This window comes from Mangrovibacterium diazotrophicum (assembly GCF_003610535.1).
Lineage (GTDB): Bacteria > Bacteroidota > Bacteroidia > Bacteroidales > Prolixibacteraceae > Mangrovibacterium > Mangrovibacterium diazotrophicum.
On sequence record NZ_RAPN01000005.1, the window covers coordinates 159,497 to 174,658 of the forward strand.

Genomic DNA, 15,162 nt, shown 5'->3' on the forward strand with positions numbered 1-15,162 from the left:
AAATGTTGCCGGACTTTTTATTTCCGGCTTATTTAAAACCGCTCCAAATTATAGTGACAGCGGACTTGAACAAGGTCAAAAGAGGCATTTTTTATAGTTTTGCAGCTTACAAATCCCGCACATGTTCTACACAACCATCATCATATTAGCGATGGGATTGTCGGTTGATTCGTTCGCAGTTTCTGTAACGAGCGGCCTCAGTCTTCCCAAAATCCGATTCTTCGAGGCTGTAAAACTGGCTTTTCTCATGGCATTATTTCAAGCCGCCATGCCAGTTATCGGCTGGTTCCTGGAAGCCAGTGTTCGCAACTACATTGAGCCGGTTGACCACTGGATTGCATTCGGGCTACTTGGACTACTTGGCGGGAAAATGATCATTGAAAACCTCAGAATAAAAGAAGAGAAAAAATTCCTTGATCCCATGATTTTCCGTGTTGCGCTCATGCTTGCCTTTGCAACCAGCATTGATGCCATGGCCGTGGGCTTCAGCCTGGCAATGATTATGGAGAAGCTGACACCAATTGTCCTCATCATTGGCAGCATCACGTTTATTGCCTCCATGCTGGGAATCTTAATCGGTAAAAAGACAGGCCCGAAAGTCTCAAAATACGCCGAAATTACTGGCGGAATCATTCTAATCGCCATCGGCCTGAAAATACTTCTTGAACATTTGCAGGCTTCTTGATACATTTGGGGGCTTAAATTGTGCGCTTCATGCCCCATGAGATCGGAAATTATTTAATCACCCCGTTGGGGATATTCTTGCTGGTGTCCGGTGCTGCCGGCATTTTTCTGGCATTGTATATTTCGAAATTCAAGCAATCGCCAGGCATCGGCTATTTGGCTATGCTGCAGCTCTCGACTGCCATTTGGACCATCTTTTATTTTCTCGAATATTCCGCCATCAAGTTGGACGACCGATTGTTTTGGTCAAAACTCTCGTACATCGGAATTGCATTCATCCCGGTCTGGTTCTACCTGTTTTCAGTCAATTTCGAATCGAGACAAAAGAAGGTCTCGCAAAAGTTGGCACTGCCATTGATCTTTGTTTCTTCAATTTTTATCGGCATCGTTTTCACCAACGACTACCACCACATGCACTGGCAGTCGGCTAAAATTGACAGTGAATTCCAGACCACAATCTATCAATACGGCCCATTCTTCTGGCTTATCTTTGTGTACATCTACGGCTTTCTGATTGCCAGCATTATTAATATACTGAATCTCATCAGACGCTACAGTGCGCAAATTCACAGCGCTGTCTGGTTAATGATCCTCGCCTGCCTCATCCCGGTTTTAGGGAACATCATGTATGTGTTCAAACTGAATCCGGTGCCTGGCTTTGATTGGACACCGACTTGCTTTTTCGCTACTGGTTCAATTCTGGCATACATCAACATCCGCTTCGGATTGATCGACCTGATTCCTTTTGCCCGTCAGAAGCTTATCGATGTGATGGACGATGGATTTCTGCTTATCGACATCAATTATCGGGTTGCCGATATCAATCAATCGTTACTGAATCGAATCAGCCGTTCCCGCGAGGAGGTTTTGGGGAAACATCTGACTGAGGTCTTCCCCGGACGCGAAGAACTTATCGACCAAATCGCACTGAGTGAACAAGTTTCGCGGATTGAGATAACCACTTTGCTGAGCCCCGACAAAAAGCATCTGGACATGCGGGCAACACCGATTTTCGACAAGTACAACGTGATGAGCGGGCAGGTCGTTATTTTCCGCGACATTACCACCCTGAAAAATCACGAAACAACGATCCTGAAAACCAATTCTCAGCTGAAACAGGAAATTACGGAGAAAGAAAAACTCATCGGCGACCTTGATAATTTCGCCAACACGGTGGCTCACGACTTAAAGAATACCATTGGTGTGGTTGTGTCGCTTTCGGAAATGATCGAACAGGAAATTGCCGAGAAAAACTACGGGGCTGTCGCTGATTTGAACAAACTTGTTTTCGGATCGGCAAGCAAAACGCTCTACATTATGGAGGAACTGCTGACCATGTCGACCATCCGCCAACAGGACATTACCAAACAAACGGTGGACATGAATTCGGTTGTAGAAGAATCAATCACCAGACTTTCGAGCTTGATTGAATCGAGCCAGACAACCATTGTCAAGCCAGACCATTGGCCTTCAACCCAAGCTATCCCCTCCTGGATTGAAGAAGTCTGGGTGAATTTTATCAGCAACGCCGTAAAATACGGAGGCGCACCACCGGTAATTAAGATGGGGGCTGAACAACTTTACTCCGAAAACAAAGTCAAGTACTGGATTAAAGACAATGGCAACGGCCTATCGACTGATGATCAGGCTAAACTTTTCACCAAGTTCACGCGACTTGAAGCGAGCCGTGCACACGGAACGGGACTCGGCTTATCAATCGTTAAACGAATTATAGAAAAGCTCGACGGTGAAGTTGGCGTATTCAGCGATGCTATTCCCGGCGAGGGCTGCCTGTTCTACTTCATTTTGCCAGGCAATTAATCAATTGACTATCTTTTGCCCTTTCCTTTTCTGAACTTCTTGGTTTTGGAAAGATGTGCCGGTGGATTTACCGGCGTATTTTTCGATTGTCCCGGGCGCCGTTTCTTCTCGTGGAATGCACCTTTGAAGGTCGGATCTTCCAATTTCTTCTGACGGTCGATCTCCCGCAACTGATCCTGATTTTCAGGCTTTGGTGTCGGCGGCACTTCCACTTCTTCCGGAATCTCGAGTACCGGAATTTCCATGCGAATAATTTGCTCGATTTTTCGCAGGTGGTATTCTTCTGCCGGGTTAACCAGGGTGATTGCTTCGCCATAGTTATTTGCACGAGCCGTACGACCGATTCGGTGCACGTAATCTTCGTAGCGTTGCGGCAAATCAAAGTTAATCACGTGCGAAATCAGGCTTATATCCAAACCACGGGCTGAAACGTCTGTCGAAATCAAAATCCGCACATCCCCGTCTTTAAAGGCGTTGATCGCATTAATCCGGGTATTTTGTCCTTTATTCGAGTGCAGAATTCGTTTCTCCCCTTCGGTCTTCCGTTTGATGATCTTGAAAACACTTTCCGCATGTTCCTTCGTTCGAACGAAAATGATAACGCGGGTAAAGGTCTCTTCATCTTTCAGCAAATGCTGAATTAAATTCAGTTTTGTCCTGAAGTTTGGGACTTTGTAGATCGATTGCTGCACCAATTGGGCAGGCGTTGCCGAAGGTGCAATTTCAACGCGTTCAGGAAAATCCAGGAACTCGTGGCTCATTTCCTCGACCTTCTCATTAAAGGTTGCAGAGAAAAGCAGGTTCTGGCGTTTTACCGGAATAATTTCCAGCAACTGCCGAATCTGCGGCATAAAGCCCATGTCGAGCATCCGGTCAGCTTCGTCAATCACCAGCGTCTTGATCTTCTTCAGCGATACGGCACCTGCTTTATACAAGTCCCACAAACGACCGGGCGTTGCTACCAGAATATCAATTCCGGGTTTGATCAAATCCGCATGCTTGGTCCAGCCGATCCCGCCGTAAACCGCAGCATGACGAATGTTACTGTAAGTGGTTAACTCTTCAATATCTTCACCAACCTGGATTGACAACTCACGTGTTGGCACTAAAATCAAAGCGCGCGGATCTTCACCTTCCGCTTTCACCAACTTCATGAAAATGGGCAACAGGTAGGCGGCCGTTTTACCGGTTCCGGTTTGCGCAATGCCTAAAACATCGACGCCCGAACGAACGACCGGGATTGCTTTTTCCTGGATCGGCGTCGGCTGCTCGAACCCAATTTCAGTTAAAACCTTTAAAATTGATTTATTGACTTTTAAGTCTTCAAACGTAGTTGTCATGCCGCAAAGATAGTGAAAAGCCGGAAGTTCCAAATCAAGGGCTTCGTTTCTGGTTTCTGGTTTCTGGTTTCTGGTTTCTGGTTTCTGGTTTCTGGTTTCTGGTTTCTGGTTTCTGGTTTCTGGTTTCTGGTTTCTAAACCGAACCCGGTTCCAAGAGAAAAGTTTCACTGTTTGGTTTTTGGAACTTGAAACTTGGAACTCAAAACTCGTAACTCGCAACCCGTAACTTCAGTTTTTTCGGTACATCTTCCCCGGCAGGCTCGCCACCAGCCCATTAAATTCGAGGTTAAGCAGAAGAGCTGAGACTTTTCCCATCGGCATTTGCACCAACTGACAAAGCTGGTCGATATAAATTGAATCAGCCGACAAGGCGTCGAACACCGTTTGTTCCTCGTTGCTGAGTTCCACAAAAAGCTGTTTCTGAATTTTAGGCGCTTTATCTGGTTTCGCCTGCCAGCCCATAAATAGTTCCAGATCCTCTAAACCTTGGATCAAGCAGGCTTTGTTATCGCGAATCAGTTCGTTACAGCCACGCGAAAAAGTATCGGAACTTCTGCCCGGAACTGCAAACACATCCCGATTGTACGAACCGGCAATATCTGCAGTCACCAGCGCACCACCCTTCTCGGCCGATTCAACAACAATGGTTGCATCAGCCAAACCTGCCACAATCCGGTTGCGCCGCAAAAAGTTCTGCCGTTCAATATCCGTTTCACTGATAAAATCGGTAACAAGTCCTCCCTGACCGAGCATCTTTTCAGCCAGCGAGCGGTGCAACGCCGGATAAATCTTGTCCAGTCCGTGCGCCAAAACCGCCCAGGTTGAAACCCCATGTTGCAAGCAAGCCTTGTGTGCTGCCGAATCAATCCCGTAGGCCAAACCACTCACCACAACGTAACCGCCGCGCTCAGCCATTGCCGAAACCAGCTCGTCGCAGACCTTTTTACCGTAGTCGGTTGCATTGCGCGTCCCAACAATCGCAACAATTCGTTCTGCATTCCAATTTAGATTTCCTTTGGCGAAAAGAACCAGCGGCGCATCCACGCAGCGCTTCAACCGTGCCGGATAATTATCGTCCCAATAAAGCGAAGTTTGAATTTTATATTTCTGCAGAAAGTCGAGCTCTCGTTTTCCGCGATCCAAATCACGATGCTCAATGATGCTTTGGCCCAGCACACTCCCGATACCGGGAACTTTCTGAAAGTGTTTTTGGCCGGCTTCAAAAATAGCCTCCACACTTCCCATGTATGCAAATAGTTTCTTGGCATTGATACAGCCAATACCGGGAATAAGCGACAGCGCAATATAATAAGCCAGTTTCTCAGGGTTTGCCATACCGACAAAAAGGTTTTGTTCAATTTAAACCTTTCAGTCTGAATAAACAAGACCCTACTTTTTCAGGAGGGCATTTAAGTCATTCTCAATCAAGCCGATTTCATCTTTCGACAAACCCACCAGGCTCACTTCCGGGTATTCAGCAATTCCTTTGGCCGTCTTGATCGCAATGTACAAATCAGAAAAAGCTGCGATTCGTTTCACTTTGGCAAAGTAGAGCAGGTGTTTGTCAAACTCAATCGAATTGTATTCTTTTCCGAAGAAAGCGATCAGCGGATAATAACGAATCAGGATTTTATTCCCTTCGGAGGAGTAATAAATGTAGTTGATTTGTACAAACTGAACAGCCATCACGCATAACACCAGGATACCACCGGAGATGAGTGCTCCGACATTATTTTCTTTCCAAACAAAGAACAGGGTCAATAGCAACAGCGCAACCATGCTAAAATTGAAAGTCCGTTTTATCTTAGTCGTACGTTTTTTGTTTGAAATTTCCATCTTGCTTTTGAATTGTAAATAATTAGCTGTAATCAGTTTTAAATTCTCAAGGCAGCCATTTTTTTTTAACTTTGCGGCACCAAAAAATCAGGTGATGACTGCATCAAATATACATTCGAATATCATCTTTTCCCAACAGATCGAAACGGAACTCGAAAATATCGTCAGCTCCTTTCCGGTTGGGAAAGTATTCTTACTAACGGAGGAAACACCAGCAAAGTTGTGTTTGCCGCTGATTCAAAATTTAATTGACAAATACCAGATCAGGATTACCACCATTGAAGGGGGCGAGACCCACAAGTCGATCCGTTCGGTGGAGAAAGTCTGGGAAGTACTCTCGAAATACGGCGCCGACCGCAAATCGCTGCTCATCAACATTGGTGGCGGCATGCTCACCGATCTTGGTGGTTTTGCAGCGTCTACCTTTAAGCGCGGCATGGCTTTCATCAATATCCCAACCACTTTGCTGGCACAAGTTGATGCCTCGCTGGGTGGAAAAACCGGAATCAACTTTAACGGCTTGAAAAACGAAATTGGTGTTTTCAACGAGCCCAATGCCGTTATTATCAACACCAATTTCCTGAAAACCATCGATTTTGAGAATTTCCTTTCCGGTTATGCTGAAATGCTGAAACACGGGTTGATCAAAAATCCCGCCCATTGGGAAGAGCTGATGGTTTACGATTTCGACAATATTGATTACGAAGCGCTGCAGGAAATCATCGCCCACTCGGTAGATGTGAAGAAATGGCACGTTGAAAACGACCTCACCGAAAAGAATATCCGCAAAGCGTTGAACTTCGGGCACACCGTTGGACACGCATTTGAAAGCTACGCGCTGCACGAAGGCCGCCCAATCCTTCACGGTTATGCTGTGGTTTACGGAATGATTGCCGAGCTTTATCTTTCTGCCGCTAAATGTGGTTTCGACAAGCTGCTGCTGGACCAGATTTCGAAATGGATGCTCGAAAAATACGGCAAGTTCGAAATTAAGCCTGACGATTACGAAGCGCTGTACGAACTGATGACACACGATAAAAAGAACGAAGGCAGCCGTATCAATTTCACACTGATCTCGAAAATCGGACAGGTTGAAATTAACCAGGATTGCCCCAAAGAATTAATTTTTGAAGCGCTTGATTACTACAGCCAATTGAGTGTTTAGCAAATTTTTGACTTTTGACTTTTGACTTTTGACTTATACAACTAATGAAGTTCCAGGTATCAAAAAACGACAAGAAGGTTTACGGCACGATTAACCTGCCGGCCTCGAAAAGTATTGCCAACCGTGCATTGATTATTCACGCGCTGAGCTACAGCCCATACGAAATTCAGAACCTCTCGACCAGCGACGACACGAAAGTGCTGAAAAAGGTTTTGGAGTCGAACACCAACCTGTTCGACATTGGCCACGCCGGAACAGCCATGCGTTTCCTGACGGCTTTCCTGTCGCAAATTGTTGGCGAATGGGTAATCACCGGTTCGGAACGGATGAAACAGCGTCCTATCAAAGTGCTGGTTGATGCGTTGAACGAACTGGGCGCGAGAATCGAATACATGGAAAACGAAGGTTTTCCTCCGTTGAAAATCTACGGTTCGCACCTGAAAGGAAAAATTCTGGAATTGGACGGCAGCATCAGCAGCCAATACATTTCGGCCCTGTTGATGATCGCTCCGACTTTGGAAGACGGTCTGACATTGCGTCTGAAAAATAAGATCACGTCTCGCTCGTACATCGAGATGACGTTGAAACTGATGAAACAATTCGGCGTGGATGCGATTTTCAAAGGAAACGAAATCCGCATTCCGCAACAAAAATACCAACCGATTGAGTACACCGTTGAAGGTGACTGGTCTGGCGCTTCGTACTGGTACGAGATTCTTTCGTTGGCAGAAGAAGGTGAAATTAAATTGCCAAACCTGCACCTGATCAGTTTGCAGGGAGATTGCAATATCGCGCCTTGGTTCAAACCATTTGGTGTTGAAAGCGAGGCTTACGATGGTGGCATTATCATCCGCAAAACAGCCAATATTCAGCCTAAAAAACTGACGCTCGACTTCCTTGAAAACCCCGATATTGCACAAACCATGGCTGTTCTGTGTGTTATGAAAGGTGTTCCGTTCCACTTTACCGGCCTGGAAACCTTGAAAATTAAGGAAACTAACCGTATTGCCGCCCTGCAAAATGAGCTGGCTAAGTTTGGTGCGCAACTGGTTGAGCCGCAACATGGCGAATTAGCCTGGGATGGCACTTTCCCGTTCAAAAAGCAGGATGTACCGTTCATTTCAACTTATCACGATCACCGCATGGCGCTGGCTTTTGCTCCGGCCGCTTTCTTTGGTGCTGTTGAAATCGACGACGCGATGGTGGTTACCAAATCCTATCCGTCTTTCTACGAAGATTTAAAACTGGTCGGCTTCGACGTTAAAGAAGCCTGATCATCCAACTGATACTGAAAAAAGAGGATGATTTACACCAGGTAGATCATCCTCTTTCTTTTTCTGAAAATCACGTCAGGCAAAGACGCTGAGTCGCAAAGAAACTCGTTGCATAGATTTCCGCTCTCGCGAGTGAAACCTATTCCTTCACCCAAAGCTGATCGTCGATTGGGGAGCAATCCACAAACTCAATGCTGTCGCTCAAGTTCCCTTCAACCTTCAAATCTAGTTTTCCGGCGAGTGTTTTGAAATCAATATTTTCAAATTTCAAGTTACGACTGTCAACGAACTCCAGAATACTGTCGTTCGCATTGAGCCGCATATTTTTTAAAGTGCCTTGATCCAGATCGTGTGAGTAGAAGAAATTCGTGCAGTTCGCCTCCACGTTTTCAATCGTCAGGCCTTCCAAGGGCGACTCCGGAATACCAAAGACTTTCACAAAGTGCGTGCAATTTTCAATCAGGATGTCCTTCGCATGAATGTTTTTATACCAGGGCGTCAACTCGTTCACGTCCCGGGCCGGCAGCCTTTCCGCCAATTCGCCAACATAAAGCGGTTCGCCCAACATATCCCATTTAAAAGCCGTTGCTTTCAAGTTCATCCGGATGCGCTCGTAGGTGAGGTTCTCCCCTCCGCCACCTCGCGGCCTGCGGGTCTTAAAGCGAATTCCGACTTCGGTATCTTCGAACACACAATCGTGCACGTAAAGGTTTCTGATCACTGCAGCCGTTTCGCTGCCAACGGTAATACCTCCGTGTCCTTCCCGCGCCAGGCAATAGCGAACCACCACATTTTCGGTTGGCTTATTCACCCGCAATCCATCATATCCGCGGCCTGCTTTCATGGTAAAACAATCGTCGCCACAGGCCAAAGTACTGTATTCAATCAATACATTTCGGGTCGACTCAATGTCAATTCCATCGCCGCGGGGAACACCAACCGAATTCACGTTAATTCCGCGAATAATAACACCGTCGCAATAAATCGGAACAACGTTCCAGAAGGCTGTATTTTCGAGCGAAACGCCTTCAATGTAGACGTTTGTACAATTAATCGGTGAGATAAACATGGGCGGAAAAATGGTTCCCGATTCCTGGTTACCATCAAACATCCTATCGGCGATCGGCGTTGTCGCCTCGATCACATTTTCAATAACTCCGGAACGATCAATCCGGTCCCGGATATCGCCGCCTGTCGGTCCAATTAGTTTTCCACCACCGGTAATCGCGATGTTATTTTGACCATTGGCATAAACACAAGCACCAAGTGACATTACTTCTACTCCCTCGATACGCGTGAAAACTGCCGGCTGAAAATCCTTCACCCGACCGCTGAAGCGCAGAACTGTTCCTTCTGAAATATGCAAATTGACATTCGACTTCAATTCAACCCGTCCTGTCAGCCACTCCCCCGTTGGCAATATGACCACACCTCCTCCGCGCTGGCTCAAATTTGAAATCGCATCGTTGATTGTTACGGTATTAACAACATCTGCAGAAAGCTGCAAATGGATTGTGTCAGATGGAAAAGTTGGCTTGGAAAACTGAACCGTCTCGAAAGGCGCTTCAACCGGAGCAATTTTTTCGGGCAAGTTCGCATGCCCTACCTCTTCAACTGTCGGGATTGGCGCCAACGTCCATTCGGAGCTCTTTTGGGAAGAATAATTGCAACCGTAGAAAAGCAGGAAAACAGGAAGAAAATAGTAAAACGTCTTATTCATAATCGTTCAAGTTCAGTTCTGTTTGTTCGCCTCAAAACTAATCAACTTTTACGACTCATGAAAACGTTTACATTTCAAATTCCTCAAATATCAGGAATTTAATTACGCCAAAAATTTAAAATGAAAATTGGATTATCGACGTTCCTGGAAAAAAGCGGTCATTAAATCAGCGCAGTCTTCAGCCATCACACCGCTCACCACTTCCGTTTTGGGATGAAGTCCTTTCGGCGCAAATTTGCTGAAGCCTCGTTTTTCATCGCTGGCTCCGTAAACCAGTTTTCCCAATTGCGCCCAGCCCAATGCCCCGGCACACATCACACAGGGTTCGAGCGTGACGTAAAGCGTACATTCATTGAGGTATTTACTTCCCAACAAATTGGCCGCAGCCGTAACCGCCTGCATTTCGGCATGAGCGGTAACATCCGTTAAAGTCTCGGTGAGGTTATGCGCACGAGCAATAATCCGGTTATTTGCAACAACCACTGCGCCAACCGGAACCTCGCCTTCTTCGTACGCCAATTGTGCTTCCTGGAAAGCACGTTTCATAAAGTAAACATCGTCAAAGGGCTGCATGGTCAAATCAATTCAATATTAATGACAAACCTACCAATTATATTGCTAAAATCTGTTTATTTTTGCAGGCAAACAAAAAAGTAACGACCATTATGTACAGAACGCACACCTGTGGTGAACTTCGTATCGAACATCAGGGTAAAGAAATAACATTGGCCGGATGGGTACAACGGAAACGTGAACTAGGCGGAATGACTTTCGTTGATTTACGCGACCGCTTTGGAATTACCCAGCTGGTTTTTGATGAGAACTCGTCTGCTGAACTGAAAGAGAATATTAAAAAGCTGGGCCGCGAATTTGTAATTCAGGTAACCGGAACTGTTCGCGAACGCAGCAGTAAAAACAAAAATATTCCTACCGGCGACATTGAAATTGAAGTGAGCAAACTTTCGATTTTGAGCCCGTCGGCTGTTCCTCCGTTTACCATTGAAGATGAAAGTGACGGTGGAGACGATATCCGGATGAAGTATCGCTACCTGGACCTGCGCCGTAACCCGGTTCGCGAAAACCTGGTGCTGCGTTCGAAAATGGCACACGAAATTCGCACATATTTGAACGAGCGCGATTTTATTGAAACGGAAACTCCGGTTTTGATGAAATCGACTCCGGAAGGAGCACGCGACTTTGTGGTTCCATCCCGCTTAAACCCGGGTGAATTCTATGCGTTGCCACAATCGCCGCAAATCTTCAAACAACTATTGATGGTAGCTGGCTTCGACCGCTACTACCAAATTGTAAAGTGCTTCCGCGACGAGGACTTGCGTGCCGACCGTCAGCCTGAATTCACGCAAATCGACTGCGAAATGTCGTTTGTTGAACAAGAAGACGTGTTGAACATGTTCGAAGGTTTGACAAAGCAGTTGTTCAAAACAACGAAAAATGTAGAAGTAGGCGAATTCCTTCGCATGCCTTATTCTGAAGCGATGTCGAAATACGGTTCAGACAAACCGGACATCCGTTTCGAAATGCTGATCAACGACATCAGCGAAGTGGTAAAAGGAAAAGACTTTAAAGTTTTCGACGACGCTGAATTCATTGGTGCTATTTGTGCTAAAGGCTGCAGCGAATACACCCGCAAGCAATTGGACGCTTTGACCAATTGGGTGAAACGTCCGCAAATTGGCGCCCAAGGAATGGTTTACCTGAAGTGTAACACAGACGGTAGCCTGAAATCATCAGTGGACAAATTCTACAGTGAAGAAGACCTGAAACAATGGGCTGACATTTGTGGAGCTGAAACCGGCGATCTTGTACTGGTACTGTCGGGTGCCAAAGAAAAAACATTGAAAGCATTGGGTGAATTGCGCCTTGAAATGGCCAACCAACTCGGCTTACGCGATAAAAATACATTCAAACCACTTTGGGTGATCGACTTCCCATTGCTGGAATGGGACGAAGAAACACAGCGTTTCTACGCGATGCACCACCCGTTCACGGCTCCGAAACCGGAAGATATTCCGTTGCTGGAAACTGATCCGGGTAAAGTTCGTGCAAACGCTTACGATTTGGTGATCAACGGCGTTGAAATCGGTGGTGGATCTGTCCGTATTTTCAACTCAGAATTGCAGGCGAAAATGTTCGATTTGCTGGGCTTCACTAAAGAATCGGCTGAAGCGCAATTTGGCTTCCTAATGAGCGCCTTCAAATACGGAGCTCCTCCGCATGCGGGTATCGCCTTCGGCTTCGACCGATTGGTATCACTGTTCTGTGGCTTAGACAGTATCCGCGACACCATTGCATTCCCGAAAAACAACTCAGGACGCGATGTGATGAACGATGCACCATCACCAATTGCCGATGCTCAGTTGGACGAACTGAATATCAAACTCGATCTGAAAGAAGACAAATAATCATCAACGATGATATCATGCAAAAAGGGAGCTCAACGCTCCCTTTTTTATTTCTTCAAAAAGTCTTCCCGAATTGGGTTGAAACTATCCACTAAACGCGCAGTCGGCGTCAGTAATTGAATCGTATGCTTCTTTCCGGATGGAGCAGCAAACATATCCCCAGCTTTCAATTTTACGGGTTCTTCATCCTCACAGAAGAAGATAATCTCTCCCGCTGCAACATAGGATGTTTGCTCGTGCGGATGACTATGCGGCGGCTCTGGTTGTTCCCAGGGGCCGTCCGTGAAATCAATCAGCACGGTCATCAGGTTAGAGGTATGGATGATCTTGCGTTCCAAACCTTCTCTTACTTTTTCATAAGGGACTTCGTCGAACATTAGTGTAGCCATGATGTCGTTTAGTTTACAAATGAAAAAAGGGAAACCCGCATGAGTTTCCCTTCTATGTATTGTCTTAAAAAGATTACTTTTCAGTGTCTTTCTTTCTTGACGAATAGTTGATGTGCAACGCAGAAGCTTTACGCAACTCTTGTTTGATATCGGAAACGATACCCATTTTTGCGAATTCATCAACTTTCAGAGATGTAATCATCATTGGCACCTCAGCTTCATCGCGAGCTTCACGCTCAGCTGTAATGAAGTCTAAAATATCAGATGGTTGAGCAAATTGATCGTTCAACTGAATACGTGGTTCTGATCCGAATACATGTTGGTATTGCGGCATCGGCTCACCTACGTAAATATAACTTACCAATGATTTCTTTTCCAATTTGGATAGTTCAGTGGCTGCGGGAACTTTAACCTTAACCATCAAGGTAACTTCCCTCATCGTTGTACTAACCATGAAGAAGAACAACAACATGAACACGATATCGGGCAATGAAGCTGTCGAAATTGGTGGCAATTCTTTACCACTATCTTTTCTAAATTTAGACATACTTATTTCCCTCCAACTTTTTTAGGTTCGGCCTCGGAGATCTTAGACGGATAAATTTCTTTAATCGCGTCTTGTTGATCGCTCTCGAGTTTCTCAAACGATTTGCCAAACTTTTGTTCTGCTAATTCTTCTCTCAAATCATTAATGGCACCAACCAACTCGTTTTGAACAGCGAGATATGTTCCGTACGATGTACCACGGTCGTTTTGCAGTGAGATTACCCCTTTTGTGATTCCATATTCCCCGAAGTAAGGAACTTCTTTATAAGTCTTTTCGGGCAAATTTTCTGAATTATTAGGGTTAGCCATAAATTCTTTGGCCTTTTCTCTCAACTCTTCAACGCGACCGATTTCGCCTTCAACCAGTAATTGGTCGTTAGCATTTACCAACACCACGAAAACGTTACGTTCCTTAATAGGAGGTGTATCGTCATTTTGTTGATCTTCAGGTGGCATTGGCGGCAATCTACGTTCCAAACCGCTATCAACATCCATTGTGGTCGTTACCAGGAAAAAGATAAGCAACATGAAGGCAATATCAGCCAAAGATGCTGCGGGTATTTCAGGTACTTTTCTAGCCATAATCTAATTTTTCCTGTAATTAATCCACAATAAATTATTTCAATAAACGAGTTAACGGTGCTACCGCGATGGCGATAATTGTTAAGAACAACAGGATATAAGTTGCATACAAAGTAGTACCAATCCACTTAGAAACAGTGTTGGTTAAGCTACCATCAGCAACAAATTTATCCACACCATAGAATTGAGGAATAGCGTCCGATGCTAAAACGTAAGCAAGAACAAGAACTACGCCTGCAAATACAAGAGCTGTTAAGCCTTTTTTAGCAGCAGCTTTATCCGAGAATGTGTGAATTAACGCAAATACAAGTGCAATAATAGTACTGGCGCCCAACAGGATGTATGACCAAGACAAGTTTGTGTTGATCCAGGTTCCCATGGTAGCATCAGCTTTATCATCGCTAAGATTCATCATCATTGACACAATCAAGATAGCTGAAACTGCCAAAAGTACATACATCAGAATGCTTAATACTTTTTCTAGTTTCATAACTTCAATTATTTTTTAAGATTGTGTTTTACTAAGATGTCGATCAAAGAAATAGAAGCGTCTTCCATGCTGTTTACGATACTGTCGATTTTAGCCAAACAGTAGTTGTAGAAAATTTGAAGAATCATCGCAACAACAAGACCAGATACTGTTGTAATCAAGGCCACTTTAATACCACCGGCAACCAACGCAGGACTAATATCACCAGCAACTTCGATAGCATCGAAAGCCTCGATCATACCGATTACTGTACCCATGAACCCTAACATAGGAGCCAAAGCAATAAACAGAGCCAACCAGCTCAAACCTTTTTCCAACAAACCAGCTTGTACACCACCGTAAGCTACAACTGTTTTTTCTACTACGTCGATACCTTCGTCTGAACGATCAAGACCTTGGTAGAAGATGCTTGCAACAGGACCGCGAGTATTACGGCACACTTCTTTTGCAGCTTCGATACCACCTGTAGCCAAAGCGTCTTCAACTTTCAACAATAATTTTTTGTTGTTTGAAGTTGACAAGTTCAGATAGATAACACGTTCCAAAGACAATGCAAGACCTAAGATCAAACAGATCAATACGAATGACATGAATCCGGCGCCCCCTTCGATGAACTTCTGTTTCAGCTCACTGTGCAAAGATTGACCTTGCTCAGCAGTAGCAGCTGTTTCTTCTTCTGCATCAGCAGAAACAGCTGGTGCAGACGGTTCAGCAGCAACAACTTCAGTTGAATCAGCCTCGGTTTGATCCTGAGCTACGGCATTGTTCGATGCTCCAATGTAAAGCATCCCAAGAACTGCTATAAACGCAAATAGTTTTTTCATCATTGGTTTCAATTTTAATTAGTAAATCTCCTTAATTTTTATTTTTATACTATTTGTATTGATTATTC

15 protein-coding genes are annotated in these 15,162 nt (G+C 45.1%); 5 read left to right on the top strand and 10 right to left on the bottom strand.

Features of this window, described 5'->3' with window-relative positions; translation table 11 throughout:
• Positions 1-121 precede the first annotated feature (121 nt).
• Together BC643_RS21805 and BC643_RS21810 are read left to right on the top strand one after the other, a co-directional pair.
• Positions 122-685 carry a manganese efflux pump MntP gene (locus tag BC643_RS21805; RefSeq protein WP_120275436.1) on the top strand — a complete coding sequence of 188 codons (564 nt, stop codon included), beginning with the start codon at positions 122-124 and terminating at the stop codon, positions 683-685.
• A 29-nt stretch (positions 686-714) separates the two neighbouring features.
• Positions 715-2,505 (top strand): histidine kinase N-terminal 7TM domain-containing protein, encoded by a 1,791-nt coding sequence (locus BC643_RS21810; protein ID WP_120275437.1) that lies wholly within the window; start codon positions 715-717, stop codon positions 2,503-2,505.
• An 8-nt stretch (positions 2,506-2,513) separates the two neighbouring features.
• Here the strand turns inward: BC643_RS21810 and BC643_RS21815 are convergent, their stop codons facing one another.
• The 3 genes from BC643_RS21815 to BC643_RS21825 all read right to left on the bottom strand — a co-directional run bounded on the left by BC643_RS21815 (position 2,514) and on the right by BC643_RS21825 (position 5,681).
• Positions 2,514-3,845, bottom strand: coding sequence for a DEAD/DEAH box helicase (locus tag BC643_RS21815; RefSeq protein WP_120275439.1), 1,332 nt, complete (start codon positions 3,843-3,845; stop codon positions 2,514-2,516).
• A gap of 228 nt (positions 3,846-4,073) precedes the next feature.
• On the bottom strand, positions 4,074-5,180 hold the full coding sequence (dprA, locus tag BC643_RS21820; protein WP_120275440.1) for a DNA-processing protein DprA: 1,107 nt from the start codon (positions 5,178-5,180) through the stop codon (positions 4,074-4,076).
• Between the two features lie 54 nt (positions 5,181-5,234).
• Entirely contained in the window at positions 5,235-5,681 is a 447-nt protein-coding gene (locus BC643_RS21825; protein ID WP_120275442.1) for a hypothetical protein, read from the bottom strand.
• Between the two features lie 94 nt (positions 5,682-5,775).
• Here BC643_RS21825 and aroB point away from each other — a divergent pair, with 94 nt between their 5' ends.
• A complete protein-coding gene (gene aroB, locus BC643_RS21830; protein WP_120275444.1) occupies positions 5,776-6,846 on the top strand; it encodes a 3-dehydroquinate synthase in 1,071 nt (356 codons plus the stop codon).
• A gap of 44 nt (positions 6,847-6,890) precedes the next feature.
• Entirely contained in the window at positions 6,891-8,120 is a 1,230-nt protein-coding gene (locus tag BC643_RS21835) for a 3-phosphoshikimate 1-carboxyvinyltransferase (RefSeq protein WP_120275445.1), read from the top strand.
• A 139-nt stretch (positions 8,121-8,259) separates the two neighbouring features.
• On the opposite strand, the gene BC643_RS21840 is transcribed toward BC643_RS21835, so the two are convergent.
• Both BC643_RS21840 and BC643_RS21845 read right to left on the bottom strand, forming a co-directional pair.
• Complete coding sequence (locus tag BC643_RS21840) at positions 8,260-9,840, bottom strand: glycoside hydrolase family 28 protein (protein WP_120275447.1); 1,581 nt, start codon at positions 9,838-9,840, stop codon at positions 8,260-8,262.
• Between the two features lie 132 nt (positions 9,841-9,972).
• Positions 9,973-10,413 (bottom strand): nucleoside deaminase, encoded by a 441-nt coding sequence (locus BC643_RS21845; protein WP_120275449.1) that lies wholly within the window; start codon positions 10,411-10,413, stop codon positions 9,973-9,975.
• A 92-nt stretch (positions 10,414-10,505) separates the two neighbouring features.
• On the opposite strand from BC643_RS21845, the gene aspS reads away from it, so the two are divergent.
• Positions 10,506-12,263: an aspartate--tRNA ligase gene (gene aspS, locus BC643_RS21850; protein WP_120275450.1), complete on the top strand. Its 1,758-nt coding sequence runs from the start codon at positions 10,506-10,508 to the stop codon at positions 12,261-12,263.
• Positions 12,264-12,310: 47 nt separating this feature from the next.
• Here the strand turns inward: aspS and BC643_RS21855 are convergent, their stop codons facing one another.
• The 5 genes from BC643_RS21855 to BC643_RS21875 all read right to left on the bottom strand — a co-directional run bounded on the left by BC643_RS21855 (position 12,311) and on the right by BC643_RS21875 (position 15,097).
• Positions 12,311-12,652, bottom strand: a complete 342-nt coding sequence (locus tag BC643_RS21855; RefSeq protein WP_170154656.1) for a cupin domain-containing protein — start codon at positions 12,650-12,652, stop codon at positions 12,311-12,313.
• Positions 12,653-12,725: 73 nt separating this feature from the next.
• A complete protein-coding gene (locus BC643_RS21860; RefSeq protein ID WP_120275453.1) occupies positions 12,726-13,199 on the bottom strand; it encodes an ExbD/TolR family protein in 474 nt (157 codons plus the stop codon).
• A gap of 2 nt (positions 13,200-13,201) precedes the next feature.
• On the bottom strand, positions 13,202-13,780 hold the full coding sequence (locus BC643_RS21865; protein ID WP_120275455.1) for a biopolymer transporter ExbD: 579 nt from the start codon (positions 13,778-13,780) through the stop codon (positions 13,202-13,204).
• Positions 13,781-13,814: 34 nt separating this feature from the next.
• On the bottom strand, positions 13,815-14,270 hold the full coding sequence (locus BC643_RS21870; RefSeq protein WP_120275457.1) for a hypothetical protein: 456 nt from the start codon (positions 14,268-14,270) through the stop codon (positions 13,815-13,817).
• An 8-nt stretch (positions 14,271-14,278) separates the two neighbouring features.
• Complete coding sequence (locus BC643_RS21875; RefSeq protein WP_245995045.1) at positions 14,279-15,097, bottom strand: MotA/TolQ/ExbB proton channel family protein; 819 nt, start codon at positions 15,095-15,097, stop codon at positions 14,279-14,281.
• Positions 15,098-15,162 lie beyond the last annotated feature (65 nt).

Bases quoted from the DNA above. Each gene is read 5' to 3' on its own strand.
- BC643_RS21805 (WP_120275436.1), top strand. From the start codon at position 122: ATGTTCTACACAACCATCATCATATTAGCGATGGGATTGTCGGTTGAT.
- BC643_RS21835 (WP_120275445.1), top strand. From the start codon at position 6,891: ATGAAGTTCCAGGTATCAAAAAACGACAAGAAGGTTTACGGCACGATT.
- BC643_RS21870 (WP_120275457.1), bottom strand. From the start codon at position 14,270: ATGAAACTAGAAAAAGTATTAAGCATTCTGATGTATGTACTTTTGGCA.
- BC643_RS21840 (WP_120275447.1), bottom strand. From the start codon at position 9,840: ATGAATAAGACGTTTTACTATTTTCTTCCTGTTTTCCTGCTTTTCTAC.
- aspS (WP_120275450.1), top strand. From the start codon at position 10,506: ATGTACAGAACGCACACCTGTGGTGAACTTCGTATCGAACATCAGGGT.
- BC643_RS21865 (WP_120275455.1), bottom strand. From the start codon at position 13,780: ATGGCTAGAAAAGTACCTGAAATACCCGCAGCATCTTTGGCTGATATT.
- BC643_RS21825 (WP_120275442.1), bottom strand. From the start codon at position 5,681: ATGGAAATTTCAAACAAAAAACGTACGACTAAGATAAAACGGACTTTC.
- BC643_RS21875 (WP_245995045.1), bottom strand. From the start codon at position 15,097: ATGATGAAAAAACTATTTGCGTTTATAGCAGTTCTTGGGATGCTTTAC.
- dprA (WP_120275440.1), bottom strand. From the start codon at position 5,180: ATGGCAAACCCTGAGAAACTGGCTTATTATATTGCGCTGTCGCTTATT.
- BC643_RS21815 (WP_120275439.1), bottom strand. From the start codon at position 3,845: ATGACAACTACGTTTGAAGACTTAAAAGTCAATAAATCAATTTTAAAG.
- BC643_RS21860 (WP_120275453.1), bottom strand. From the start codon at position 13,199: ATGTCTAAATTTAGAAAAGATAGTGGTAAAGAATTGCCACCAATTTCG.
- BC643_RS21845 (WP_120275449.1), bottom strand. From the start codon at position 10,413: ATGCAGCCCTTTGACGATGTTTACTTTATGAAACGTGCTTTCCAGGAA.
- BC643_RS21855 (WP_170154656.1), bottom strand. From the start codon at position 12,652: ATGGCTACACTAATGTTCGACGAAGTCCCTTATGAAAAAGTAAGAGAA.
- BC643_RS21810 (WP_120275437.1), top strand. From the start codon at position 715: ATGCCCCATGAGATCGGAAATTATTTAATCACCCCGTTGGGGATATTC.
- aroB (WP_120275444.1), top strand. From the start codon at position 5,776: ATGACTGCATCAAATATACATTCGAATATCATCTTTTCCCAACAGATC.